The sequence below is a fragment of the Halorubrum coriense DSM 10284 genome, from assembly GCF_000337035.1.
Lineage (GTDB): Archaea > Halobacteriota > Halobacteria > Halobacteriales > Haloferacaceae > Halorubrum > Halorubrum coriense.
The window spans coordinates 42,743-67,180 of sequence record NZ_AOJL01000051.1; the positions used below are offsets into that span (position 1 = coordinate 42,743).

22 protein-coding genes are annotated in these 24,438 nt (G+C 72.3%); 14 read left to right on the forward strand and 8 right to left on the reverse strand.

Features of this window, described 5'->3' with window-relative positions:
- The first annotated feature begins 82 nt into the window (after positions 1-82).
- Together uvrA and C464_RS12395 are read left to right on the forward strand one after the other, a co-directional pair.
- Positions 83-3,034 (forward strand): excinuclease ABC subunit UvrA, encoded by a 2,952-nt coding sequence (gene uvrA, locus C464_RS12390; protein WP_006114056.1) that lies wholly within the window; start codon positions 83-85, stop codon positions 3,032-3,034.
- An 84-nt stretch (positions 3,035-3,118) separates the two neighbouring features.
- Complete coding sequence (locus C464_RS12395; RefSeq protein ID WP_006114057.1) at positions 3,119-3,499, forward strand: RidA family protein; 381 nt, start codon at positions 3,119-3,121, stop codon at positions 3,497-3,499.
- Positions 3,500-3,532: 33 nt separating this feature from the next.
- Here C464_RS12395 and C464_RS12400 read toward each other — a convergent pair whose 3' ends face one another.
- Positions 3,533-5,560, reverse strand: coding sequence for a MutS-related protein (locus tag C464_RS12400; protein ID WP_006114058.1), 2,028 nt, complete (start codon positions 5,558-5,560; stop codon positions 3,533-3,535).
- A gap of 131 nt (positions 5,561-5,691) precedes the next feature.
- Here C464_RS12400 and larE point away from each other — a divergent pair, with 131 nt between their 5' ends.
- From larE to C464_RS12435, 7 genes are all read left to right on the forward strand, one after another.
- A complete protein-coding gene (gene larE / locus C464_RS12405) occupies positions 5,692-6,618 on the forward strand; it encodes an ATP-dependent sacrificial sulfur transferase LarE (RefSeq protein ID WP_006114059.1) in 927 nt (308 codons plus the stop codon).
- Between the two features lie 130 nt (positions 6,619-6,748).
- A complete protein-coding gene (locus C464_RS12410) occupies positions 6,749-6,952 on the forward strand; it encodes a hypothetical protein (protein ID WP_006114060.1) in 204 nt (67 codons plus the stop codon).
- A 46-nt stretch (positions 6,953-6,998) separates the two neighbouring features.
- The gene (serB, locus tag C464_RS12415; RefSeq protein ID WP_006114061.1) at positions 6,999-7,649 is read left to right on the forward strand and encodes a phosphoserine phosphatase SerB; all 651 of its coding nucleotides are present in this window, start codon (positions 6,999-7,001) and stop codon (positions 7,647-7,649) included.
- 136 nt (positions 7,650-7,785) lie between these two features.
- Positions 7,786-8,616: a lycopene cyclase domain-containing protein gene (locus tag C464_RS12420; RefSeq protein WP_006114062.1), complete on the forward strand. Its 831-nt coding sequence runs from the start codon at positions 7,786-7,788 to the stop codon at positions 8,614-8,616.
- Positions 8,609-9,748 carry a Brp/Blh family beta-carotene 15,15'-dioxygenase gene (locus C464_RS12425; RefSeq protein ID WP_006114063.1) on the forward strand — a complete coding sequence of 380 codons (1,140 nt, stop codon included), beginning with the start codon at positions 8,609-8,611 and terminating at the stop codon, positions 9,746-9,748. Before C464_RS12420 ends, C464_RS12425 begins: the two co-directional genes overlap by 8 nt.
- A 65-nt stretch (positions 9,749-9,813) precedes the next feature.
- On the forward strand, positions 9,814-10,428 hold the full coding sequence (locus tag C464_RS12430) for a GNAT family N-acetyltransferase (RefSeq protein WP_006114064.1): 615 nt from the start codon (positions 9,814-9,816) through the stop codon (positions 10,426-10,428).
- The gene (locus C464_RS12435) at positions 10,425-10,721 is read left to right on the forward strand and encodes a DUF7861 family protein (RefSeq protein ID WP_006114066.1); all 297 of its coding nucleotides are present in this window, start codon (positions 10,425-10,427) and stop codon (positions 10,719-10,721) included. Before C464_RS12430 ends, C464_RS12435 begins: the two co-directional genes overlap by 4 nt.
- Before the next feature lie 49 nt (positions 10,722-10,770).
- On the opposite strand, the gene C464_RS12440 is transcribed toward C464_RS12435, so the two are convergent.
- From C464_RS12440 to hisB, 3 genes are all read right to left on the reverse strand, one after another.
- Complete coding sequence (locus tag C464_RS12440; protein WP_006114067.1) at positions 10,771-12,558, reverse strand: L-aspartate oxidase; 1,788 nt, start codon at positions 12,556-12,558, stop codon at positions 10,771-10,773.
- A gap of 116 nt (positions 12,559-12,674) precedes the next feature.
- Positions 12,675-13,562, reverse strand: a complete 888-nt coding sequence (locus C464_RS12445; protein ID WP_006114068.1) for a YkgJ family cysteine cluster protein — start codon at positions 13,560-13,562, stop codon at positions 12,675-12,677.
- A gap of 85 nt (positions 13,563-13,647) precedes the next feature.
- Complete coding sequence (hisB, locus tag C464_RS12450) at positions 13,648-14,244, reverse strand: imidazoleglycerol-phosphate dehydratase HisB (RefSeq protein WP_006114069.1); 597 nt, start codon at positions 14,242-14,244, stop codon at positions 13,648-13,650.
- Positions 14,245-14,392: 148 nt separating this feature from the next.
- Here hisB and C464_RS12455 point away from each other — a divergent pair, with 148 nt between their 5' ends.
- Together C464_RS12455 and C464_RS12460 are read left to right on the forward strand one after the other, a co-directional pair.
- Positions 14,393-15,820, forward strand: a complete 1,428-nt coding sequence (locus tag C464_RS12455) for an APC family permease (RefSeq protein WP_006114071.1) — start codon at positions 14,393-14,395, stop codon at positions 15,818-15,820.
- Between the two features lies 1 nt (position 15,821).
- Positions 15,822-16,580, forward strand: coding sequence for an adenine nucleotide alpha hydrolase family protein (locus C464_RS12460; RefSeq protein WP_006114072.1), 759 nt, complete (start codon positions 15,822-15,824; stop codon positions 16,578-16,580).
- A 37-nt stretch (positions 16,581-16,617) separates the two neighbouring features.
- Here C464_RS12460 and hisA read toward each other — a convergent pair whose 3' ends face one another.
- The 4 genes from hisA to C464_RS12475 all read right to left on the reverse strand — a co-directional run bounded on the left by hisA (position 16,618) and on the right by C464_RS12475 (position 19,868).
- Positions 16,618-17,358 carry a 1-(5-phosphoribosyl)-5-[(5-phosphoribosylamino)methylideneamino]imidazole-4-carboxamide isomerase gene (gene hisA, locus C464_RS12465; protein WP_006114073.1) on the reverse strand — a complete coding sequence of 247 codons (741 nt, stop codon included), beginning with the start codon at positions 17,356-17,358 and terminating at the stop codon, positions 16,618-16,620.
- A 112-nt stretch (positions 17,359-17,470) separates the two neighbouring features.
- On the reverse strand, positions 17,471-18,400 hold the full coding sequence (locus C464_RS12470; protein ID WP_006114074.1) for a hypothetical protein: 930 nt from the start codon (positions 18,398-18,400) through the stop codon (positions 17,471-17,473).
- Positions 18,397-18,819: a hypothetical protein gene (locus C464_RS18535; protein WP_152420937.1), complete on the reverse strand. Its 423-nt coding sequence runs from the start codon at positions 18,817-18,819 to the stop codon at positions 18,397-18,399. Before C464_RS18535 ends, C464_RS12470 begins: the two co-directional genes overlap by 4 nt.
- A gap of 230 nt (positions 18,820-19,049) precedes the next feature.
- Positions 19,050-19,868 carry a hypothetical protein gene (locus C464_RS12475; protein ID WP_006114075.1) on the reverse strand — a complete coding sequence of 273 codons (819 nt, stop codon included), beginning with the start codon at positions 19,866-19,868 and terminating at the stop codon, positions 19,050-19,052.
- Positions 19,869-20,025: 157 nt separating this feature from the next.
- Between C464_RS12475 and C464_RS12480 the strand changes: the two genes are divergently transcribed.
- Genes C464_RS12480 through C464_RS12490 form a run of 3 tightly spaced genes read left to right on the forward strand, consistent with a single transcriptional unit; the run spans position 20,026 to position 24,325 of the window.
- On the forward strand, positions 20,026-21,273 hold the full coding sequence (locus C464_RS12480; RefSeq protein WP_006114076.1) for a thiamine ABC transporter substrate-binding protein: 1,248 nt from the start codon (positions 20,026-20,028) through the stop codon (positions 21,271-21,273).
- A 27-nt stretch (positions 21,274-21,300) separates the two neighbouring features.
- On the forward strand, positions 21,301-23,136 hold the full coding sequence (locus tag C464_RS12485; RefSeq protein WP_006114077.1) for an ABC transporter permease: 1,836 nt from the start codon (positions 21,301-21,303) through the stop codon (positions 23,134-23,136).
- Positions 23,117-24,325: an ABC transporter ATP-binding protein gene (locus tag C464_RS12490; protein WP_049911130.1), complete on the forward strand. Its 1,209-nt coding sequence runs from the start codon at positions 23,117-23,119 to the stop codon at positions 24,323-24,325. Before C464_RS12485 ends, C464_RS12490 begins: the two co-directional genes overlap by 20 nt.
- Positions 24,326-24,438 lie beyond the last annotated feature (113 nt).

Sequence of the window (24,438 nt, forward strand, 5' to 3'; positions counted from 1 at the left end):
GGGCGGTCGACGGCGGGAACGGCCGCTCGCGGTCCCCGCGACCGACGGGTATTCCCGCGCGCGCCCGCAACGGCAGAGTGAAATGAGTAAGGACTACATCGAGGTCCGCGGAGCCGAGGAGCACAACCTCGCGGACCTCGACGTCCGGATCCCGCGCGAGGAGTTCACCGTCGTCACCGGACTCTCCGGGTCGGGGAAGTCGTCGCTCGCGTTCGACACCGTCTACGCCGAGGGACAGCGCCGCTACATCGAGTCGCTGTCGGCGTACGCCCGCAACTTCCTCGGGCAGATGGACAAACCGCAGGTGGAGTCCGTCGAGGGGCTCTCGCCGGCCATCTCGATCGACCAGAAGAACGCCGCGAACAACCCGCGGTCGACGGTGGGGACGGTCACCGAGCTCCACGACTACCTCCGGCTCCTGTACGCCCGGGTCGGCACGCAGTACGACCCCGTCACGGGCGAGGAGGTCGGCGAGCAGTCCGCCCAGGACATGGTGAACCAGATCCTCGACCTCCCGGCGGGGACCCGCGCGAAGGTGGCGGCTCCCGTGGTCCGCGACCAGAAGGGCGCGTTCGAGGACCTGTTCGAGGAGCTGGTGAGCGACGGGTACAGCCGCGTCGAGGTCGACGGCGAGCCGGTCGACCTGACCCTCGACGACCCCGACCTCGACGAGAACTACGATCACACGATCGACGTGATCGTCGACCGGGTCCGCGTCTCGCCGGACGCGCGCTCGCGGATCACGGACTCCGTCGAGACCGCCCTCGACGAGGCGGACGGCGTCCTCAAGCTGATCGTCCCCGACCCGCCCGAGGACGTCCCGTTCGCGTCGAACGCGCGCTCGACGGGGTCGCTCGCGGCGGACGCCGACGGCGACGACCGTCTCGTCCTCGAGTTCTCCGAGGAGCTCGGCAACCCCAACTCCGACGTCCAGTTCTCCGCGATCGAGACGCGCTCGTTCTCGTTCAACAGCCCGTACGGCGCGTGCCCAGAGTGCGAGGGGATCGGTTCGACGAAGGAGGTCGACGAGGACCTCGTCGTCGAGGACCCCTCGAAACCCCTGAAACACGTGTTCGAGCCGTGGAGCTACGACCGCACCTACTACTCCCGGCAGCTCGACAACGTCGCGGACCACTTCGGCGTCGACCTCGACACGCCCTTCGAGAAGCTCGACGGGGAGATCCGGCGGCAGTTCCTCTACGGCACCGACCGGATGGTCCACTTCGAGTGGACCACGAAGAACGGCACGCGCGAGAAGACGGAGCGCTTCGAGGGCGTGATCCCCAACCTGGAGCGCCGCCACGTCGAGACCGACTCCGAGCGCGCCCGCGACCACATCGAGGAGTACATGGCCGTCACCACCTGCCCGGAGTGTGAGGGGACGCGCCTCAAAGAGCAGTCGCGGCACGTCCTCGTCGCCGACACGTCGATCACCGACGTGAACGAGCTGTCGATCGGCGACGCCCGCGAGCACTTCGAGGGGATGGAAGACGAGCTGAACGAGCGCGAGACGACGATCGCCGAGGAGATATTGAAGGAGATCCGCGCGCGGCTCGGCTTCATGGAGGAGGTCGGCTTGGAGTACCTCACGCTCGACCGCGAGGCGTCGACCCTCTCCGGCGGCGAGAGCCAGCGCATCCGGCTCGCCACGCAGGTCGGCTCCGGGCTCGTCGGCGTCCTCTACGTCCTCGACGAGCCCTCCATCGGGCTCCACCAGCGCGACAACGACCGGCTGCTCAACACGCTCGAGGGGCTGCGCGACCTCGGCAACACGCTCCTCGTCGTCGAGCACGACGAGGAGACGATGCGGCGCGCCGACGAGATAATCGACATGGGGCCCGGGCCGGGCAAGCGCGGCGGCGAGATCGTCGCGCAGGGCGACTTCGACGACGTGGTCGACGCCGAGGAGTCGGTGACCGCCGACTACCTCGCGGGCCGAGAGGCGATCCCGGTCCCCGACGAGCGCCGCGAGGCCGACGGCGAACTCGTGGTGACGGGCGCTCGCCAGCACAACCTGAAGGACCTCGACGTGCCGATCCCGCTCGGCACGCTGACGACGGTGACGGGCGTCTCCGGCTCCGGCAAGTCGACGCTCGTCAACGACATCCTCTACAAGGGGCTGGCGCGCGAGATGAACGACAACACCTCGGTCGACCCCGGCGAACACGACGCGATCGAGGGGCTCGACGGGGTCGAGACGGTGCGGCTCATCGACCAGTCGCCGATCGGGCGGACGCCGCGCTCGAACCCCGCGACGTACACGGACGTGTTCGACCACGTCCGCGAGCTATTCGCGGAGACGAAGCTCTCGAAGCGCCGCGGCTACGAGAAGGGCCGCTTCTCGTTCAACGTGAAGGGCGGCCGCTGCGAGGAGTGCGGCGGGCAGGGGACCGTCAAGATCGAGATGAACTTCCTCTCCGACGTGTACGTCCCTTGCGAGGAGTGCGGCGGCGCGCGCTACAACGACGAGACCCTCGACGTGGAGTACAAGGGGAAGACGATCGCCGACGTGCTCGACATGAGCGTGGAGGAGGCCCACGAGTTCTTCGAGAGCCACCGCGGACTCGAGCGCCGCCTGAAGCTGCTGAAGGACGTGGGGCTCGGCTACATGGAGCTGGGCCAGCCCTCGACCACGCTCTCGGGCGGCGAGGCCCAGCGCGTCAAGCTCGCCGAGGAGCTGGGCAAGCGCGCGACCGGCGACACGCTGTACCTGCTCGACGAGCCGACGACGGGGCTCCACAAGGAGGACGAGCGCAAGCTGATCGACGTGCTCCACCGGCTCGTCGACGCCGGCAACACCGTGGTCGTCATCGAGCACGAGCTCGACCTCGTGAAGAACGCCGACCGCGTGATCGACCTCGGACCCGAGGGCGGCGACGGGGGCGGCGAGCTGGTCGCCAGCGGCACCCCCGAGGAGATAGCCCGTGAGGACGCCTCGCACACCGGGCGTTACCTGCGCGACATGCTCCCCGACGTGGACTTGGAGGGGCCGCGCGACGACCGCCGCAAGCCCGCGATGGCGGACGACGACTGAGGTCCGCCGTCTCCGACGGGTCGTCCGGCTGTCCGTCGGCGGCCACCCGCAGCTTGATACCGCGGCGCGCCGTCGCTCCGACCGATGCGAGAGATAACCACCGACGACGTACCGGAGGCGCTCGGGCCGTACTCGCAAGGGATCGTCTCGGGCGACACGGTCCACGTGTCAGGGAAGAGCGGCGTGGATCCCGAGACGGGTGAGGCGTCCGAGTCGGTCGCCGCACAGACGACGCAGACGCTCGAAAACGTCGCCACGGTCCTCGAAGCGGCCGGGACGAGCCCGGACGCGATCGTGTCCGCGACCGTCTACCTCACCGACATGGACGACTACGACGCGGTCAACGAGGCGTACCGCGCGTTCCTCTCGGAGCCGTACCCGGCGCGGACCTGCGTCGAGGTGTCTCGGCTCCCCGCGCCGCTCGACGTCGAGATCACGGTTACGGCCGAGCGAGGCGACGACTGAGTCCGCGGCCCGCCGGGAGGGACTGCGCCCGACTCAGAACTTCTCTAACAGGTCGCCGTAGAACTCGCCGCCGCGGTCGTCCGCGAGCTTCTCGACGATGAGTTCCGGCGTCGACCGCGCGAGGTGCCCCTTCTTCGGCGAGCGGTTCACCCGGAGTTCGCCGTCGACGAGCCCCTCGGCCTCGATGCCGTCGACCGCGACCGCGAAGTCGGCGGCGTCGCTGATCTCGCGCGCGAGGTGCGAGACGAAGACGGCGGTCGCGTCCTGCTCGTCGAGCGCCTCCAGGATCCCCGCGATGATCTTCGCCGAGGCCCCGGGCTCGGTGATCGACTCCAGTTCGTCGACGAGGACGAGCCGGCCGTCCGCGCCGTCGACGAGGTCGCCGAAGTCGCGGAGCGTCGCCTCGAACGCGCCCGCGTCGAGGGTCCCCTGCGACTTCGCGTAGTAGTGGACCTCCTCGAACCGCTCGACGGTCGCCGACTCGGCCGGCACGGGCATCCCCATCTGCGCGAGGACGACGACGAGGGCGACCAGGTCGAGCGTCGACGTCTTCCCGCCGGAGTTCACCCCGGAGAGCAGCGTCGCGCCCGAGACGGCGTAGTCGACGGGCTCGGCGTCCGCGAAGTCGACGTCGAGCAGCGGGGAGCGGCCCCCCTCGATGCGGAAGCCACCGGACGCGTCGTCGCCGGCGTCCCCCCCGTCGGGCCCGACCACCTCCGGCAGCGTACAGTCGAAGTCGCGCGCGAACCGCGCGATCGCCAGCTCGACGTCGAGCTCTAGTGCGTCGCGGACCAGCGCCTCGACCGGCTCGCGGAGGTCTCCGAGGTCGCTCGCGAGGTCGGCCTTCAGCGTCGCCGCCCGGCGGTCGCGGGCCGCGGAGAGCTCGGTCCGGAGCCGCGAGACGGCGCTCTCGTCGTGGTCGACCGGGAAGGAGGGGTCGCCGCCGAAGACGCGCTCGGCGAGCTCCGCCTCCTCGGGCTCCAGGCGGAGCGCGTCGGCGAGGTGGTCGCGGGCGGCGTCGACCGCCTCGTCGTACTCGTCTGCGAGCTCGCGGTCGAGGAGCGAGTCCACGCGCGCGCCCTGCTCGACGAGGGAGAGGAAGTCGGTCCCCTCGATGGTCACGTCGCGCTCGCGGATCGCCTCGCGCAGCCGGTCGTCGGCGACGGACGCGGCCGTCGACACCCCGGCGTCGAGGTCGTCGACGGCGGCGGTCAGCCGGTCTAACTCCGCGTCGCCGGCGATGGTCCCGTCGTCGTCGAGCCGCGAGAGCGCGTCGCGCAGGCGGTCGAGGTCGACGGGCGGGCCGTCCTCGGAGACGGGGTCGCCGGCCGCCGCGGCCGCCTCGTGGACCGCCGCGGCCGCCTCCAGCCGCTCGCGGTTCTCGGCGAAGAACGCCAGCAGGCGCTCCGGGACCGTCTCCGCGGGCGAGTCGAGCGCGTCCGGGCGGACGACCACGTCGCCCTCCACGTCGAGGCCGGCGAACGACTCGTCTAAGACGATCACGGAGGCGTACGACCGACCGAGCTCGGAGACGTCGCGCGCGTCCTCGACGGTCTCGACGGAGAGCTCGGGGACCGCGCTCTCGGCGCGCGCGAGCGTCTCCGCGTCGGCGGTCGCGAGGCAGCGGTCGCGGACGCGGACGGTCGGCGGGTCCGACAGGGGCGCGCAGTCCGCGAGCGCCTCGCGGACCGCCGGGTCTGGGTCGCGCGCCGCCGCGGCGGCGGCGAACGACTGCGCCTCCTCGATCCGCGAGGCGGACGCGCTCGGGTAGAACGTCTCCAGGCGCTTCGCCGCGTAGTCGGTGACGGTGCGCTCGCGCAGCAGGTCGATCGCCTCCCGGTACAGCTCGCGTGCGCGATCGGTGGCGAGCACGCGCCCGTCGTCGCCGTGGCGGCGGCGGATCGCCCCGCGGGCGATGCGGGCCGCGCGGGCCTCGTTGACGCCCGGCGCGCGGGCGATGGCGGCCACGTCGCCGGACTCGACGGTCGCGGCCGGGTCGTCGAGCTCGCGCAGCGCCGCGGCCGTCTTGGCACCGACGCCGGGGATCGCCTCCAGCTCCATCTACTCGCCGGTATCGCGGCGACGGTCTAAAGGATGAGGGTCGCTCCCGCGGTCCGGCGGCGCGCGTCCCCGGACGAGGACCGGCGTGCCGGGTGCGACGCCCTTTTTCGCGCTCACCGCGAACGCCGGCCATGAGCCAAGACGCGCGCGCCGTCGGCGACGGGTCGCTCGACCCCGAGACGGCGACGAAGGCGGCGAGCGCCCGCGAGGCGCTCGGCGAGCGCGACGGGGTCTTGATCGCGTTCTCGGGGGGCGTCGACTCGGCGGTGGTGGCCGCGCTGGCGGCGGACGCGCTCGGCGACGACGCCGTGGCGTGTACCGCCCGCAGCGAGACGCTACCGGCGGCGGAGCTCGACGACGCGAGGCGGGTCGCCGACGAGATCGGGATCCGCCACGAGACGGTGACGTTCTCCGAACTCGACGACCCGGACTTCGTCGCCAACGACGGCGACCGCTGTTATCACTGCCGAACGATGCGGCTCGGCCGGATGTACGAGGCGGCCAAGGAGCTCGGCATCGGAGTCGTCTGCGACGGGACGAACGCCGACGACCCGGGGGAGGGACACCGGCCCGGGCTCCGCGCGGTCGAGGAGCTCGACGTGTCTTCCCCGCTGCTCGACGCCGGGATCGCGAAGGAGGAGGTCCGCGCGATCGCCGAGTCGTACGACCTCTCGGTGGCCGACAAACCGTCGATGGCGTGCCTCTCCTCGCGGATCCCGACCGGGTTGGAGGTGACCGAGGAGCGGCTGACTCGCGTCGAAAAGGCGGAGCGGGTCCTCCGCGAGTGGGGCTTCGAGGGGTTCCGCGTGCGCGACCACGACGGCCTCGCGCGCGTCGAGATCGCGCCCGACGAACTGGAGCGCGCGCTCGACCCGGCCTTCGCCGACGCCGTCCACGAGCACCTCTCCGACCTCGGCTTCGAGTACGTCACGCTCGACATGGCGGGCTACCGGACCGGCAGCGTGAGCCCGGACGGCGACGGCGAGGAGAGCGGGGACGACGAGGGGCCCGTGGACGGCGACGACGGCGTCGACATCGACCGACGGTATCCGCGCTGAGCCGCGGCTCGCGCGCCCGCCGCGGCGCTCGCGCGTTCGACGGCGGCGAGGGTCAGCGGGCGTTCGCCGCGTTATCACCGGAGAGAACCCGGCGGGAACGCTTATAAACCGTGTTATTCAATCGACACCTATGCGCGAGGCGCAGACGCTGGCGGTGATAGCCGGCGGCGTCGGCGGAGCCGTGGGGGCGTTCGTCGGCGTCGCGGTCGGCGGGTCCGCCCTCTCGGTGACGCTGACGACCCTCGGAGTCGCGACCGTGGTCGGCGTCGGGGTCATCGCGAGCGCGGTCATCGCCGGGGACGTCGAGTTCCTCGCCGACGCGGACGGCGAATGAGCCGCCGACCGCGCGCTTCAAGGTCCCGCCGCGACGAACGGGTCCCATGAGTCTCATCGCGTTCGACTTCGACGGGACGCTCTCCGACTCCGAGATGACGGTCCTGCTCGCCGAGCGGGCGGGCGTCGCCGACGAGGTCGCCGAGATCACCGAGCGGGCGATGAACGACAAACTCAGCTACGCCGAGAGCCTCTACCGCCGCGCGGCGCTGCTTGAGGGGCTCCCCGCGGCCGACGTCGAGGACGCGTTCGACGCGGTCCGGATCCGCCCCGGGGCCGCGCGCCTCATCGAGCGCCTGCGCGACGAGGGGCACCACGTCGCCGTGCTCACGGGCGGGTTCGAGCGCGGCGTCGAGGCGGCGCTGGCCCGCGAGGGCGTCTCGGTCGACACGACAGTCGCGAACCGGCTGCCGACCGACGCCGACGGGGCGCTCACCGGCGAGGCCGAGGGCCCGCTCATCGAGGGGACGAAGGACGACGCGCTCGCCGACCTCGCGGCCGAGGTCGGGGTCCCGATGCGCGAGACGGTGGCGGTCGGCGACGGCGCGAACGACCTCCCGATGCTGGAGGTGGCGGGAATCGCGGTCGGCTTCGTCCCGAAGTCCGCGGTGCGCCCGGTCTGCGACTCCGTGGTCGCCTCGATGTACCGGCTCGGGAAGGTGCTGGAAGCCCACGGCGTGCTCGCGGACGGGGAGTGAAACCCGCCGGAACGCCCGACCGCGGTCGGCGGGGGGTCCCCGCCGACCGCGTCCGATACCTGACCATGTTTGGCTCAAGGGTTAATGAACGACGGACCGAACGCGTGGCCATGAGCGTCCTCGCTGGGGTGATCCGATGCTACCGACGCTGACGTATCTCCAGTTCCATCTCGTCTTCAGTCTCCCCGTTTTGGGACTGCTGTGGTACCTCGCGCCGCGATACGACGCCGTCCGGCGGCGACGCGCGACGGTCGGGATCGCGATCCTCGTCGCCATCGCGTACGTCTACACGACGCCGTGGATCAGCTACATGATCCGGCGGGGGGCGTGGTGGTACGCCGACGGCGCGGTGCTCGTCCGCGCGCTGTCTATCCCCCTCGGCGAGTACCTCTTCTTCACCATCCAGACCGTCGTCACCGCGTTCGCGCTCCACCTGATCGGGTTCGACCCGACGTTCCGCGAGGGCGACTTCGACCGGAAACCCCGGATCGCCGGGGTCGTCGCGGGGCTCGCGATGGTCGTCGGGGGGCTCTGGCTCACGACCCTCGACCCCTCGTACCTCTACCTCGGCGGGCTGATCGCGTGGGTCGGTCCGGTGTTCGCGCTCCAGTGGTCCGTCGGCGGGGGGTACCTCGTCCGGACGCCGCGGATGTGGCTCGCGGCGACGTTCGTTCCGGCCGCGTACTTCTGGGTCGCCGACCGGATCGCGATCGCCATGGGGACCTGGAAGATATCGACCGAGTTCACGACCGGGATCGCCGTCCTCGGGCTCCCGATAGAGGAGATGCTCTTCTTCGCCTCGGCGGGCGTGATGACGGTCAACGGGCTCGTCCTCTTCGAGTGGGTGCTCGACTGGAACGACGGTCGGGGCGGGGTCGCGGAGCTGGCCCCGTCGGGCGAGACCGAGCGGGACGTGCCCGGGCCGGAGCCGCCGACCGACCCGGAGCCCGACGCGGTCGATGACTGAGGCGTCGTCGGCGGGGGCGGCCGAGTCCGGTTCGGCGGACGTACGCGAGCGAGGTCCCGGAGCGGGGGCCGCGGCGGCCCGCGGTGACGCGGACGCCGCGAGCGAACGCGTCGACCGCTGGTTCGCGTATCGCCCGGCGGTGGCGCTGGCCGCGCTGTTGCCGATCGGGGCCGTGACCCCCCTGTTTCCGGTCGAAGTCGGCGTCGCGACGTTCGCGCTCGGCACCCTCGTCGTCGGGATGGCGCACGGCGCGGTCGACCACCTGGTCCCGCTCCGGGGCGCGCCGGACGTGTCGCTCCGGCGGTCGATCGCGGTCGTCTCCGTCGTCTACGCGGTGCTCGGCGGCGCGGTCGTCGCCGCGTTCTTCGTCGCGCCGGTCGCCGCGTTCGTCGGCTTCATCGCGCTCACGTGGCTCCACTGGGGCCAGGGCGACGTGGCGACGCTCGCGATCGCCGGCGTCGACCACCTCCCGTCGTCAGCGGAGCGGTGGCTGGCGCTCGCGGTCCGGGGCGGGCTGCCGATGGGCGTCCCCCTGCTCGCGCATCCGGAGGAGTACCGGCTGGTGGCCGAGTGGATCGTCGGCCTGTTCCTCGTCGACGCGGGCGCGGCCGCGGCGGCGGTCGACCCGCTGTTCGCGCCCGCGGTACGGATCGGCGTCGGCGTCGGGATGGCGGCCGCGACGCTGGCGTCCGTCGCCCTCGGCTACCGCCGTGTCCGAGCCGGGCGCGACCCCGGCGGCTGGCACCGCGACGTCGGCGAGCTCGCGGTCCTGTGGGCGTGGTTCCTGCTGGCCGCGCCGGTGTTCGCCATCGGGGTGTACTTCGCGCTGTGGCACGCGCTCCGGCACGTCGGGCGGCTCGTGCTGGTCGACCCCGAGGCCGCGGGCGCGGCGTCGGCCGGCGACGCGGTCGGCGCGCTCGCCCGCTTCGGTCGGGACGCCGCGCCGCTGACGCTCGGCGGGTTCCTCGTGGTCGGCGCGGTCGGGGTCTCCGTGCCGGCCGGCGTGGCGGCACCGGGCGACCTGCTGGCCGTGTCGCTGGTCGCCATCGCCGCGATGACGCTGCCTCACGTCGTCGTCGTGGCGTGGCTCGACCGACGGCAGGGCGTCTGGCGGCCGGAAGACGGCGCGTGAGGCGAGCGGAACGCTCGGTGCCGACACCGCACCGTTCTTTGGCGGCGGCGGCGTCCCTCCGGTAGATGGACGAGATCGCGATCCGCGACCCGCGGCCGGCGGACGCCGAGCCGCTGGAGGAACTCATCACCTCACATTTCAGCGAGGGGAGCTCCTACGGCGTCGACCTCGGGATCGGCGACCCGACGTACCGCGTGCTGGTCGCGGTCGAGGCGGATGCTGGCGGCGACGCGAACGGAGGCGGCGTCGAAGGCGGCGGTGACGACGGAGACGACGACGCGATCCTCGGCGTGATGGCGCTCCGCGAGTTCGACGACCCGGTCGACGTGGCCGAGGAGATGTACTTCTTCGACGACCCCGGCCTGCTCCCCGCCGCGGAGCTGTACGGCCACTTGGAGATGGGGTACGTCCGGGACGGCGCGACCGGTCGAGGGATCGGGAGCCGACTCCTCGAACGGCTCCACGAGATCGGCGCGGAGCGGGGCGTCGACCTGTTCCTCGCGGACTCGTGGTACCACGGCGGCGACGACTCGCCGGAGAAGCTGTTCGGCGCGCACGGCTACGAGACAGTCCACCGCGAGCCGATCGAGCGCCCCGCGGCGGAGTGTCCGAAGTGCGAGGAGACGTGTACCTGCGAGGCCGCGCTCGCCGTGCGGCGCGTCGCGGGGACCGAACCGTGAACCACGACCGCGTCCACGCCCGGGAGCCGTCGCACCACGTCGACCGGTGGACGGCGGGCGTCGTCGAGTCGATCGGCGAGCGCGACGGCCACGCCGTCGTGACGGTTCGGCCGGTCGCGCCGGACCGAAAGGAGAACGGCGGAGCGGAAACGGCGGATGACGGGGAGCGCGGAGAATCCGTCGAGCTGACGCTCACGCTCGCCGTGCGGGATCTGTTCGTGAGCCGGCTGCCGATCGACGACGGCGAGTCCCCGGTCGGCGAGCGCGTGTGGTACCGGAAGCGGGGCGGCTGAGCGGGCTTGACGGGGACGTCGGTAAGACGAGTCCCCGGCGGCGACGCGACTACTCCAGCTGGTGGTAGTCCAGCTCGTGGCCCTCGTCGAGGGCGGCCTGGACGGCCTCGCTCGGCGCGTCGACCGGTTCGGTGCGGAGCGTCATGCCGCCGACGTCGGCCGCGTCGAAGTAGACGTTGCGCCGCCAGTCGGGGTCGACATCGGGGTGGTCGGTGCGGTAGTGCGCGCCGCGGGACTCCTCGCGTTCGAGCGCGCCGCGGAGGACGGCCTCGGCGGCGACGAGCATGAATCCGACGTCGACCGCGAACTCGAACGATTCGCTGGTCACCGGTCCGACGCGCATGTCCGCGGCGCGGTCGCGGACGTCGGCGAGCCGGTCGAGCCCCTCGCGCAGCGACGCCTCGTCGCGGAGGATGCCCGCGTGCTCCCACATCAGCTCGCGGAGGTCGGCGAGCACCGCGTCCACGTCGTGGTCGCCGTCGTTGTCCGCCATCGCGCGCAGGTCGCCGAGGTGCGACTCGACGAGCCCCTCGCGGAGGGCGTCGGGCACCGCGCCCGGGCCGTCGACGCGGTCGGCGATCCGCTCGCCGGCGACGACGCCGTACGCGACGGTCTCGGCCAGCGAGTTGCCGCCGAGCCGGTTCGCGCCGTGGACGCCCGCCATCGTCTCGCCGATGGCGAAGAGGCCGTCCACGTCGGTCTCGCCGTGATCGTCGACGGCGACGCCGCCCATCCCGTAGTGGGAGGTCGGCGCGACCTCAACGGGCTCCTCGGCCATGTCGACGCCGAGGTCGTCGAACCGCTCGTACATCCGGGGGAGCCGCTCCTCGATGAACTCGGCGTCTCGGTGAGAGATGTCGAGGTAGACGCCGCCGTTCTCCGTGCCGCGCCCCTCGGCGACCTCCCGCGCGATCGCCCGAGCGACCACGTCGCGGGCGTCGAGCTCCATCTGGTCGGGCGAGTAGCGCTCCATGAACCGCTCGCCCTCGGCGTTGAACAGGCGGCCCCCTTCGCCGCGGACAGCCTCGGTCACGAGGCGGCCGCTCCACGGCTCCCACTCGGGGTCGCTCTCGTCGACGGCCATTCCGGTCGGATGGAACTGCATGAACTCCATGTCCATCAGCGACGCCCCCGCGTCGGACGCCAGCGCCGCGCCGTCGCCGTTGTTCTCGTCGTCCCGGGAGGTGTGGCGGTCGTAGATCGCCGCGTGACCGCCGGCGGCGAGGACGACCGTCCCCGCGTTGAACAGGACGAACTCCCCGTCATCCATGTCGAAGCCCACGGCGCCGTGGACCGCCTCGCCGTCGGAGACGAGCTTCGTTATCATCACGTTCTCGCGGTAGGGGACCGACAGCTCCTGCGCGCGGTCGACGAGCGCGTTCAACAGCGACTCGCCCGTGTGGTCGCCGGCGAAGGCGGTCCGGCGGAACGACTGCGCGCCGAAGAAGCGCTGGTCGATCTCGCCGTCCTCGGTCCGCGAGTACTCCATTCCCCACTCGTCGAGCTCGCGGAGGCGCTCGGGCATCTGTTCGGTCACCGTCTCGACCTTCGCGGGGTCGTTGACCATGTGGCCCTCGTTGAGCGTGTCCGCCGCGTGGATCGCGGGCGAGTCCTCCGGGTCGTGGGTCCCGAGCGCGCCGTTGATCCCGCCGCGGGCCCACGTGGTGTGGGCGTCGCCGTGCCCGCGCTTCCCGAGGACGAGCACGTCGTCGACGCCGCGCTCGGCGAGTTCGATCGCGGTGCGCGCGCCCGCCGCGCCGGCACCGACGACGAGGACGGACACGTCCTCGCGTGCGTACTCGACCGAGTCGTCGTCGATCGGTGTGCGTTCAGCCATGAGATAAGTACGTTCCACACACGGGTAAGCCTCACGCGCGTGTGCGCACGCTCGCGCACGAGAGCGACGACTCGGGGCCCCCGTCGCGTCGCGAGGGCGAGGTCGCCGCGCCCCCGTCAGTCCCACCCCGGCGTGCCGGGCGCGCCCGCGCCGTCTTCGATCTCGCGGACCAGTCGGTCGCGCTCGTCGCCGTCGCGGTCGACGCGGTCGCCGTCGTTCCCGGCCCGAGTCGTCCACTCGCGGACCGCCGCCCCGACCCACGAGTCGGCGTCGCGGGCGCGCGCTCGGGCCCCGGCCATCCGGCCGCGGTCCACGGACAGCGATCCCGGACGAGAGCCGACGGCGGCACCGAGGAACCGGGCGCGGTCGTCCGGGGTCGCCTCGCCGCCGCGGAGCCGCGCGACGACGCCGTCGAGGTCGGCGGGATCGGGGTACGCGAACACGGACGCCCCGAGCGCCTGCGGCCCGAACGCCGGCGCGGGGAGGTCCGCGGGCGGGTCTTCGTCGAGGAGGCGGTCGCCGCCGCCGGCGGCCTCGACGCGCTCGCACTCGGTCTCGGCCCCCAGTTCGAGGTTGTGGCCGGGGTACGTTGCGCAGGTGCGCGGGTAGCGGTCCGAGTCGTGGATCCGACACTGGAGGGTGGTCGGGTCGAGGAAGGCGCAGGCGTCGAGCCAGCGCGGTTCGTCGGTCCCGATCGGCGCGACCGGCTTCGGCGGCTTCCGGAGGCCGACGACGAAGACGGGGCGGCCGTCGGCGGCGGCGAGGTCGACCCCGTCGACCCGGACGCTGTCGTCGCGCTCGGCCGGCTGGAAGAGCCGCGGGACGAGGGCGTCGGCCAGACCGTCGTCGACGAAGCGAGCGACCTCGTCGCGGGTGAGCGGCGCGAGGCCGTAGACGTCGTCGAGCGGGGGGCGCGGTCCGGCCCGGTCGGAGCCCGCCGCCGCCGGGTCGAGCGGCCGCCAGTCGACGCAGCAGCCGGCACACCCCTCACAGCGGAGTTCCATACAGCCGTGCTAACGACCCCCATAGGCATAAGCGATGGGCGGGAGACGACCGCGGCCGCCGGCGGAGAAGTGGACCGACGCGCGCTCAGAGCTCGCCCTTCGTGCTGGGCGTGTCGCCGCGGCGCTCGTCGAGGCGGGTGGCGTCGTCGAGCGCGCGCGCCAGCGCCTTGAACAGCGCCTCCACCTCGTGGTGGGCGTTGTCCCCGCGCTCGAGCGCGGCGTGGAGCGTCAGGCCGGCGTTGTGCGCCAGCGAGAGCGCGAAGTGGTCGGCCATGACGCTCGTGAACTCGCCGACCGACTCCTGCGAGAACGCGCCTTCGAACTCGTAGTGCGGCCGGCCGGCCACGTCGACGACGACGCTCGCGACCGCCTCGTCGAGGGGGACCCGGCGGTCGGCGTAGCGCCGGATTCCCCGCTTGTCGCCGAGCGCCTCGTCGAACGCCTCGCCGAGGCAGATCGCCACGTCCTCGACGGTGTGGTGGTCGTCGATGTCGAGGTCGCCGTTACAGCGGACCGTGAGGTCGAAGAGGCCGTGCTTCGCGAACGATTCGAGCATGTGGTCGTAGAAGCCGACCCCCGTGTCGACCTCGCTGTCGCCGTCGCCGTCGACCGCGAGCGTGAGTTCGATGGTCGTCTCGCTCGTCTCGCGGGTGACGGCCGCGGTCCGGTCGTGGTCGCTCATACCGGCCCGTCGCGGGGGATTCGTAAGTCGGTTGCGGGTGGCGCGGGCCCCGCTGCGACCGACCGGCGACGGCTCGGGTCCGCGCCGCGGCGACCGGGTCGAGGGCGGCGGAGGATATTTGTCGCGTCAGTGACGCGTCTCCACACGTATGGACGGCTCCGACCCCGCCGACGCGAGCGACGCCGCGCCCTCGCCCCCCGACGTCGAGGTCCCGGACGCCCTCGCCGACGTCGTCGACGCCGACACCGGGGAGGGAGAGCTCGAACGGACGATCGGGCTCGTCGGCGGCCTCGCGATCGGCATCGGCACGATGATCGGCGCGGGGATCTTCGTGTTCCCGGGGCTCGCGGCCGAGAACGCGGGGCCGGCGGCCGCCGTGTCGTTCGCGATCGGCGCGGTCGTCGCCCTGTTGGTCGCGCTGCCGGCCGCCGAGCTCGCCACGGCGATGCCGCGAAGCGGCGGCGGCTACTTCTTCATCTCGCGGGGGCTGGGCACCGCCCCGGGCGCGGTGGTCGGCCTCGGCCTCTGGCTCGGGCTCGTGTTCGCCTCCGCGTTCTACCTCGTCGGGCTCGGCAGCTACGCCGGGCAGGTGTTCCTCGAGGCGGGGATCGCGCTCCCGGTCGATCCCGCGGTCCCGCTCGGCGTCGCGTTCGGCGTCGGGCTCACGGCGCTCAGCCTCTTCGGCACGGAGAACACCGCGGCGCTCCAGAACGCGATCGTGATCGTGTTGCTCGTCATCCTCACGCTGTTCCTGAGCTACGGGAGCCTCGACGCGCTCGGCGTCTTCGGGGCCGAGAGCGTCCCGGAGCGCTTCTTCCCGCCCGGCGGGGCGCTCCCGGTGCTCCAGACCGCCGCGCTCGTGTTCACGTCGTACCTCGGCTTCGCGCAGGTGGCGACCGTCGCCGGCGACATCAAGGAGCCCTCCCGGAACCTCCCGCTGGCGATGGTCGGCTCCGTGGTCGTGGTCGGCGTCTTCTACGTCGTCACCATCTTCGTGGCGACGAGCGCGTTCGGGAGCGCGCGGCTCGGCGAGTTCGGCGAGACCGCCATGGTGGAGGTCGCCCGCGAGTTCGTCGGCTTCCCCGGCGCGCTCGCCATCGTGATCGCGGGGCTGCTGGCGACGTTCTCCAGCGCGAACGCGTCGATCCTCAGCGCGTCGCGGGCGGTGTACGCGGTGAGCCGCGACGACCTCATCCCCGAGGCCGCGAGCCGGATCAACCTCGCGTACGGGACCCCGCACGTCGCCCTGGGGCTCGCCGGCGGCCCCATCGTCGCGCTCGCGGCGACGGGACAGGTGGAGCTGCTCGCCGAGGTGGCGTCGTTCCTCCACCTCGTGATGTACGGCCTGATCTGCGTCGCGCTCGTCCGGCTCCGCCGCGAGCGGCCCGACTGGTACGCGCCCGCCTTCCGCTGTCCGGCCGGGGTCGCCGTCGCCGGCGTCGGCGGGGTCGCGAGCTTCGCGCTCATCGCGTTCATGCAGCCGGCGTCGATCGGCGTCGGCGTCGCGATCATGGTCGCCGCCTACGGCTGGTACCGGTACTACGCGACCGACGTGGAACTGAGAGGTGACTTCTGAGATGCCCGACACACCCGCGGACGACGACGCACAGCCCGCCCCCGACCGCCCGTCGGTGTTGGTCCCGCTGGCGGTGTTGGAGGGCGAGTCGCTCCCCGCCGGGACGCCCGAACTGCTCGCGAACGCCCGCGTCGTGCTGCTCGGCTACCACGTGATCCCCGAGCAGACCGCGGCCGAACAGGCGCGCGAGCAGTTCGGCGAGACGGCGATGTCGAAGCTCGACGAGTTCGCGGCGCGGCTCGCCACGGCCGGGGCCGACGTCGAGACGCGGCTCGTGTTCACTCACGACAGGGAGACGACGGTCGACCGGCTCATCTACGAGCACGACTGCCTCGCGGTGTTGGTCCCGAACAGCACCGAGCAGGTGGAGTCGGTCCTCGTCGCGCTCCGCGGGACCGTCGGCGTCGGCCGGAACACGCGGCTCGTCGCCGGCCTGTTCGCCGACGCGGGCGTCGCGGTGACGCTGTACCACGCCCTCGACGAGGGCGAGTCCCGCGACGACGGGGAGGCGTTCCTCAACGGCGTGCGAAGCGACCTCGTCGAACGGGGGGTCGACCCGGACCGGATCGAGACGGCGGTGGAGGAGGGGGGCGTCCCGATCGACGCCATCGCGAGTCGGGCCGAGTCGCACGACGCGGTCGTGATGGGCGAGACCGACCCGTCGGTCACCACGTTCGTCTTCGGGATGCCGTCGGAGCAGGTCGCCGAGCGCTTCCTCGGGCCGGTGCTGGTCGTCCAGCGCGAGCGGCCCGAAGCGTGAGCGGAGCGCCGCGGTCGGCCGCCCGACCGGTCGCGGCTCAGTCTCCGTCCGCGGCCGCCTGCGCCTCCCGCAAGGAGAACCGGCCCTCGTACAGCGCCGTGCCGACCACGACCGCGGCCGCGCCCGCGTCCTTCAGCGCGACGACGTCGTCGACGCTCGCGACGCCGCCGGAGGCGACGACCGGGATCTCGACCGCGTCGACCACGCTCGCGACCGCCTCGCGGTCGATCCCCGCCAGTTGGCCCTCCACGTCGACGTTCGTGAAGAGGATCGCGCCCGCCCCCAGCTCCTCGTAGCGCGCGGCGGCCTCGGCGGGGTCCAACCCCGTCCCCTCGGTCCAGCCCGAGACGACGACCTCGCCGTCCTTCGCGTCGAGGCTGACGACGACGCTCCCCGGGTGGGTCTCGTCGATCTCGGCGACGATCTCGGGATTTTCGACCGCCGCGGTCCCGAGGATGACGCGGTCGAGCCCCAAGTCGAGGAGGTCGCGAGCGCCCTCGGCGGTGCGGATGCCGCCGCCGAGCTGGAGGCCGACCCCGTCCGGGACGCTCTCGACGACCGACTCGATCGCGTCGGCGTTGACGCGCTCGCCCTCGAACGCGCCGTCGAGGTCGACGAGGTGGAGCGTCTCGGCACCGGCCTCGATCCAGCGCTCGGCGGCCGCGACCGGGTCGCCGTAGCGCTTGCCCGTCCCGCGCTCGCCGCCGACCAGCTGGACGACCTCGCCGTCCTGCACGTCGACGGCGGGGATCACTTCGAACTCCGGGAAGTGGCTCATACGGAAGGGGAGTCGCGGCCGGCGATTAAACCGGTCGGTTCAGGAGACGGAACGCGCGGGCCTGACTCGGGGGAGCGCCCGACAGAGCCTCGTTCCCGGTCGGCGCGAGAACTCAGTAGGTCAGTAAATCGAAGAGGAACCCCCGCAGACGAGTGCTGAAGTCTTGCTCGATATCACCGACCGGAGGACGAACGGCGGTCTCTTCGTACCGGTCGAAGTCGGTCTCAATGCGGTACGTGAGCGATCGTTCGCTTCCGTCCTCTCGGTCGAGCGTGAGGACGCGATGGTCGGTGATCTGCCGGAGTCGCCCCGTGTCGCGATCGAGCGTCACCTCGATCCGGCAGTCGCCAAGTTCCACGTCCCGCGTGCCGTGCCGAAACGGAACGACCTGTGCGTACGCGTCCGGGCCGGAGACGCGGTAGGTGACGGTCTCAGCTGATTCTTCGCTCGTCTTCCAGTCGGTCCGGTGCGGACGGACGAATGCTACCGGGGCCAGTTCGGTCGGATAATCGTTCGGAGCGATGACATCGGCCCGCGCGTCCGAGACGCGAACCGTACTCCCCGCCGGGGCCGGGGCATCGGTATCGTGGACCACTCTCCCGTCTGTGACGTAGGTAACGGTGGTCGACGGGAGGGTTTCGGGGTTCCTGAACACTCGACCGTAGTGAAGCGCTGCCCAGAGGTCTGGATGCGGGAGCATCTCCTGATGAAACCCGTCGATGCCGGCGTCTCTCAGCGGTCCCCGATACGTGGTCAGCGCGTGTAGATACCGGCGACGCGAGTGTTGGTACCGCCGCCGGTACGCGTCGAGATCGTACGGCGCGTCCCCGGTCCCGTCGTCCAGAACCCGAGTCCGAGTGGTCGCCCGGTGGTCGGCTGCCGAGCGATGCTTCGCCGCCGCGATGATGCGCTCACGGGGTGAGTCTCCCGTCGGCAGCGGGGGATCGTAGGGACGGATGTCGGCCACGCGGACGCCGCCGTATCCGGCTGCCGTGCCGGCGACGGCCGTACTGGCGCCGGCGAGAAACTGACGGCGGTTCATCCGTCGGTCTCTCCGGACCCCGTCTCGGGCCGCCAGACTGCGACCGCTACGCCCTTCCGCTCCCCGGGTCCGTCCCAAACCACCCGTGTCCGTGCCGGTCTCGGGATCTCGTGGGTCACCGTCGCCTCGGGAGTGAGCGGAAACGATGCCCTCGGGTTCGTTTGCGTCGGGCCGACCCACGCGGTTTCACGATCGTCTAAGTCCGGCGTGACGATAGCGAGTCGACCCGTGTTTTCGGTCGTAAGCCGGTTCCCACGCTCGAACGTGACATCGAGCGCCGATCGGTCGGGATGCCAGTCGAAGGAGATGAAGACGTTCGGTCTGGTCGTCGGATACGATGCTGTGGAGGGCTCGCTCGGTGCCAGCGAACAGCCGGCGAGAACGGGTGCGAGCGACGTGAGGAGGGCTCGTCGGTACACAGTATGAGTCTGCTGTCTGATCGAAAATAAGCACTCGGGGTCCTAGCGACTCTTCAGCGGGTGACAGTTCCCGGGTCGGCTGCGATCGACACGGGGTGGTAACTCGTCGGAAGTGTCTCGCCCGATGTGGATACCGTGCCGGGTTCGCGCGCTTCAGTCACCGGACGGTCCGGTGGAGTACACGAACGACAGCGTTCCGACAGAGCCGGAACGTTCGGACGTCCGTCCGCTCACACCACCGAGATGAGCAGCTGCGAGACGTCCTCGTCGTAGGCGGCGGGGTCGGTCGCGAGCGTCTCGGCGGTCTCCGCGTCGGCGAGCTCCGTCACCGCGCGCTCGGCGTCGACCGAGTCGGGCAGCGACGCCTCGAAGACCGCGATGAGCGGTTCGGTCGGGTACGCGCCGCCGGCGACGATCACGTCGGTCCCGTCGTGCCAGACGCCGAGTCGGGCTCCGACTTCGACGGGTCCACCCACGTCGGTCGCGGAGCCGGTCGGGAGCGGGACCTCGCCGTCGAGCGCGTACTCGCCGGTCAGCCGCCACACGGTCGCCGTGTGACCGGACCGGACGGTGGAGATCCCCTCGTCGGCGATCTCGACGTTCTCGATGCCGGCGGTCCGGAGCTGCCCGCGGAAGGCGTCGGTCGCCGCCGTCTCCACCCGGCGCAGGATCCTGTCCCGGCCGACCGAGGCCGGGAGCCGGTCGACGGCGGGCCGGAGGTCGATCCGCGTCGCGAAGAAGACGACGGGCGAGCCGTCGGCGTCGACCGTGGCGGCGAGCGCGTCCGCGACGGGCGCGTACTCGAAGACCCGCGTGTGTTCGCGCGCCTGAACGGTAACCGGTCCGTACGACTCCTCGAACACGGTGCGCTCGGACTCGTCGGTCCGCCGCCAGTCCTCGATCCGATCGCTCGTCACCTCGGGGGCCGGCACGGGCCCGTCGCGGCCGCCGAGACAGCCGGCGAGCCCGGCGACGCCGACCGCCGCGCCGCCGGCGAGCAGGCGGCGGCGAGTGGTCCGCGTCGACCGCACGTCGGTGTGCTCGTCCATGGATCGAGGTGGTCCGCGCGGAGTAAATGGATGTCGGGAGTCCGAACCGAGAGAGTCGGTCGGCGGTCCGAGGAAGCCGGCCGGCGCGCTGACCCGGAGACGGAGCGGCGGGCGAGGACGGATCCCTTATGTAACCACCGAGTACAACAACCGAGTGATGACTACCGACGAGAGCGAGACGCGGCGGCGACGCGCCCGGTCACACACCCGACGGCGGTTCCTGACGGCGGCCGGGGCGGCCGGGGCCGTCGCGCTCGCCGGCTGTAGCGCGGAGCAGGTCGACGACGGCGGTGACGGTGGCGACGGATCCGGAGACGGCGAGGACGGGTCCGGAGGCGGCGGAAACGAGACGGACGACGGCGGCGACGGCGAGGGGGAGACGCCGACGCTGACGGTGGCGACGTACTCCAGCTTCATCGACGCGCCCTCCGTGAGCCCCGGCGAGTGGCTCAAAGAGGAGTTCGAGAGCCGGTACGACGCCGAGCTGGAGTGGGCGACGCCCGACAACGAGGTGAACTACTACGTCGAGCGCGCCGCCTCGGGGACCGACGTCGACGCCGACGTCTACGTCGGGCTCACGACGGAGGACCTCGTGCGCGTCGACGAACAGCTCGACGGCGACCTCTTCGCCGAGGCGGGCGAGGTCGACGGCCGCGACACCGTCAAGGAGGGGCTCCGGTTCGACCCGTTCGACCGGGCGGTCCCGTTCGACACCGGGTACGTGAGCCTCGTGTACGACAGCACGACCGCGGAGGCCCCCGAGACGTTCGACGGGCTCCTCGACGACGAGCACGCGGGAGCGCTCATCGCGCAGAACCCCGGGGCCTCCTCCACCGGGCGCGCGTTCCTCCTCCACACGATCAGCCGCTTCGGCGACGGCGGCGTCGCGAGCGACGGCGACGGGGAGGCGGTCTCGGGCGAGGACGGCGACCCCGACTACGACTACCTCGACTACTGGGCGGACCTCCAAGACAACGACGTGCGCGTGCTGGGGTCGTGGGACGACGCGTACGCGGCCTGGAGCGAGGGCGAGGCCCCGATGGTCGTCTCCTACTCCACCGACCAGGTGTTCGCGAACATGGAGGGCGCGGACCTCGACGAGCACCAGATCCGCTTCCTGAACGACCAGGCGTACGCGAACCCCGAGGGGATGGCCGCCTTCGCCGACGCGGACGAACCCGACCTCGCCCGGCAGTTCATGTCGTTCATGCTGGAGCCGGACGTCCAGGGCGAGATCGCCCAGCGCAACGTCGCGTTCCCCGCGGTCGAGGGCGCGGACCTGCCGAGCGACTACGCGGAGCTGGCACAGGAACCGGCCGACCCGGTGACGTTCACCTACGACGAGCTCCAGGGCTCGGTCGACGCGTGGGTCGAGGCCTGGGAGCGGCAGTTCGCCGGGAACTAAGCGCGTGACGGGCGAGAGACCGAACGCGTGACGGGAGCCGACGGCGATCGGGCGACGGACGGCGACCGCGGTGGCCGAGGGGGCCGCGCGGCCCGCCTGCGAGAGCGCGTCGAGTCGAACGCGCTGACCGCGCTCGCGGTCCTCACCAGCGCCGCGCTCGTCGTCGCCTTCTACTACCCGACCGCGACGGTCCTGGTCGAGGCGGTCGTCGTCGACGGCGTCTTCACCCTCGGCGTCTTCGCCGAGGTTCTCACCGACCCGTTCTACTTCGGCGAGCTTGCGCGGCTGCTGTCGGGCGAGTCGCCGGCCGCGGTCGCGCGGGCGCTGCTCTCTCCGGACCGCCGGCTGGGGATCGTCGGCTTCACCGCGTATCAGGCGGTCCTCTCGACGGTCGCGAGCGTCGCCCTAGGCCTCCCGGCGGCCTACCTGCTCGCGCGGTTCGAGTTCCCCGGCCGGCGGACGCTGCGCTCGCTCACCATCGTCCCGTTCGTCCTGCCGTCGATCATGGTCGCGGTCGGGTTCGTCGCCACGTTCGGCGACAACGGCACGCTGAACGCCGCGCTGGGCGCGCTCGGTCTCCCGCCGGTCGACCTCCTCTTCACCCTCGAAGCCGTGGTGATCGCCCACGCGTTCTACAACGCGCCGCTCGTGGCGCGCGTGACGACCGCGGCGTGGGAGTCGGTGGACGCGAGCGCGGTCGAGACCGCCCGGAGTCTTGGGGCCGGCCCGGTCCGCGCGTTCGTCGACGTGGTCGCGCCGCAGGTGTACCCGGCCGTGCTGACGGGCGCGGCGCTCACCTTCGTGTTCACCTTCGGGACCTTCCCCATCGTCCTCGCGCTCGGGGGGTTCCAGCTGGCGACCGTCGAGGTGTTCGTCTACCGGCTCGTGCGCGACCTGAGCTACGCCGAGGCGGCCGCGCTGGCGATCGTCGAACTCGTGGTCTCGCTGGGGGTCCTCCTCGCGTACCTCCGGTACGAGGCCCGGAACGCGACGAGCACGCGCGGCGCGCGACCCCTGTCCCGACGCTCGCTGGTTCCGCCCGCGCCGACGCTCCGCGAACTGCTCCCGCGGGCGGGGCTGGCCGCCTACGTCCTCGTCGCCGGCGTGATCTTCCTCGCGCCGATCGCGTCGATGATCCTCGCGTCGGTGACCGGCGGCGACGGGGCGCTCACGCTCGACCACTACCGGTTCCTGGTCGAGCGCCAGCGGACGGGGGCGGCGTTTCAGGTGCGGCCGTGGCCCGCTATCCGGAACTCGCTGGCGTTCGCGGCGGCCGCGACGCTGCTCGCGCTCCCGATGGGCGTCGTCGTCGCGGTGTTGACCACGCGCCGGTACCGCGGGCGGACGCTGGTCGACGCGGCCGCGATGGCCCCGCTCGCGGTGTCCGGGATCATCGTCGGGCTCGGACTCCTGCGGGGGCTCGTCTTCGGCGTCGAGATCGCGGGATGGCGGATCGCCGCGAGCGGCGCGGTCGCCATCGTCGTCGCGCACGCGGTCTCGGGCTACCCGTTCGTCGTGCGGACCGTCTCGCCCGGGCTCTCCGGGCTGGACCGCTCGCTCGTCGAGTCCGCGCGGGCGCTCGGAGCCTCGCGGGCGCGGGTGATCCGGGACGTGGAGCTCCCGCTCGTGTGGCCCGCGGTCGTCGCGGGCGCGGCGTTCGCGTTCGCCATCTCGATCGGTGAGTTCACGTCGACGGTGGTGTTGGCGACCGGGGCCGACGCGTACACGATGCCCGTCGCGATCGAACGGTTCATCGGGCGGCGGCTCGGACCGGCGACCGCCATGGGCGTCGTCCTGCTCGTCGTCACCGGGCTGAGCTTCGTCGTCATCGAGCGCCTCGGGGGTGAGCACGGTGGGCTCTGAGCGAGCGCCCGGCCGCGGCGGGCGCGAGGGCGCGGCCGGCGACGCCGACCCCGCCGACGCCCCGGTCGCGGTCGAACTCGACGGCGTCAGCAAGCGCTACGGCGGGACGACCGCCGTCGACGACGTGAGCCTCCGGGTGCGCGAGGGGGAGTTCTTCACGCTCGTCGGCCCCTCCGGCTGCGGGAAGACGACCACGCTCCGGCTGATCGCCGGGTTCGAGGAGCCGACGAGCGGGACGGTCCGCTTCGCCGGCGAGTCGGTCGCGGGCGTGCCCCCTGAGGACCGCGACGTGGGCGTCGTCTTCCAGAGCTACGCGCTGTTCCCGCACATGACCGTCGGGGAGAACGTCGCGTACGGGCTCAACTTCGCCGACCCGCCCGCGGGCGTCACGCGCGACGAGCGCGTCGCGGAGCTGCTCGAACTGGTCGACCTCCCCGACGCCGCCGACCGCGACCCCGAGAGCCTCTCGGGCGGGCAACAGCAGCGGATCGCGATGGCGCGGGCGCTCGCGCCCGGCCCCGACGTGCTGCTCTTGGACGAGCCGATGAGCGCGCTCGACGCGCGGCTCCGCGAGCGGCTCCGCGCGCAGGTGAAGCGGATCCAGTCCGAACTGGGGATCACCACAATATACGTCACCCACGACCAAGAGGAGGCGCTGGCCGTCTCCGACCGCGTCGCGGTGATGAACGACGGGAATCCGGAGCAGGTCGCGCCGCCGCGGACGGTGTACCGCGAGCCCGCCACGCGGTTCGTCGCGGAGTTCGTCGGCGACAACAACGTGTTCGCGGGCCGCGTCACGGGTTCGTCCGACGAAGGCGAACTCGCGGTCGACGTCGACGGCGGCGACGAGACGCTCCGCGTTGGGGTCGGGAGCGACGGGGTGGCGGGAGACGCGGCCGCGACGCGGTCCCCCGAAGTCAGCGACCGGATCGCCTTCTGCGTCCGCCCGGAACACCTCCGTGTCGCGAGCGCGGACGAAGCCGCGGGTCACGAGACCGCCGCCCCCGCGGGCGAGAACGCCCTCCGCGCGACCGTCGCCAGCGCGGAGTTCCTCGGCGAGACGACGCGCGTCACGCTCGACTGGGGCGACCGCGAACTGCTCGTCCGGGCCGTGGATCCCCTCGACGGCGCGGTGACGGTCGGGTTCGACCCGGGCGACGCGCACGTGATCGACGTGGATCAGCGCTAATTCCTGCGGTGGCGCGTGCCTGCGAGCGGCCGCCACCGGCGGCCGCGAAGCCAGCACGCGCGAGGGAGTCAGTCGCCGGAGCGAAGCGACGGCGACTGACGAGGCTGGGGGGG